Raw genomic sequence first — 996 nt, 5'->3', positions numbered from 1 at the left:
TTTGATGATTGTGCCTCTGGCTTGTCTAATTGTGGCTATATGGTCAATATTGACCCCTAAATAAATACTCATTTTGTCTACTTGGTAAAGAATAAAGAACGACTTTGCAAGGGTTTGTTGCCGAGTAACGGTTGCAATCTCGCTCTATTTAAATTTCTACATAATTTTAATTGCTCAACATCTGGCCTATTTAATATATCTTTTGCCAACATCCGTTGAATTGTGTTTCCTGATATTTTACCTATGTTGCTACGCACAAAGCCAGATTGCGACTGATATTGATAATAAGCCTCTTGCGCAATGTCATCACCATGTACATCATTCTCCAAATCATAGCCGTAACCCAATTCAGACAATAGATTGTTTTCAAACAATCTGAGCGACCAGTATCTTGCTTGCTGTTCTAACTTGGCAATCTGACTGATAAATGCCTTGTAAGCATCAAACAATGCCGCATGCGGGTCTTGTTCTTGCAATAGTCTAGCAATCAACTCATTGATATATATTCCTAATATCAGCGTTTCTCCTTGTAGATTTCTTGGTTCGTCGTCTGCTTCCCAAGTCGTTAATGTTTTAAGCTCACCTCTACCAGAAAAAGAGATTTTCATATGTTGAAACATTTGCAAGGGTGTTTTTGACTTGCGTAAGCCTCGCCCCACTAGACGAATTTTGCCATGCTCTTGGGTAAAAAAATCTAACAATAAAGAAGACTCTTTAAATGCTCGACGATGAATCAAAAAAGCAGGGGTTAAATCAATTTTAGTCATAATTAACCACGCAAATATTTTTTAATTAATCATATCCCAATGAAGCGAGTGAGCGCTTGTCATCAGACCAGCCTTGTTTGACTTTAACCCAAAGTTTTAGGAATACTTTACGCTGCAAAAAACCTTCAATACTTTGACGAGATTCGGTGCCAATGAGCTTTAACATCTCGCCTTTATTGCCGATAACGATGCTTTTTTGTGAGGTTTTATCAACAAAAATTCTGGCAGC

At 37.6% G+C, this 996-nt stretch carries 2 protein-coding genes; both read right to left on the bottom strand.

Going from position 1 to position 996, the window contains the following annotated elements:
• Positions 1-77: 77 nt before the first annotated feature.
• The gene (gene recO / locus BBROOKSOX_RS11670; RefSeq protein WP_139662048.1) at positions 78-767 is read right to left on the bottom strand and encodes a DNA repair protein RecO; all 690 of its coding nucleotides are present in this window, start codon (positions 765-767) and stop codon (positions 78-80) included.
• A gap of 25 nt (positions 768-792) precedes the next feature.
• The coding region (locus BBROOKSOX_RS11665) for a KH domain-containing protein (RefSeq protein WP_180324056.1) at positions 793-996 on the bottom strand (204 nt) is incomplete at its 5' end.

It is taken from the genome of bacterium endosymbiont of Bathymodiolus sp. 5 South (assembly GCF_900128535.1).
Taxonomy (GTDB): Bacteria; Pseudomonadota; Gammaproteobacteria; order PS1; family Pseudothioglobaceae; genus Thiodubiliella.
This window is presented reverse-complemented; position numbering and strand designations above follow the sequence as displayed.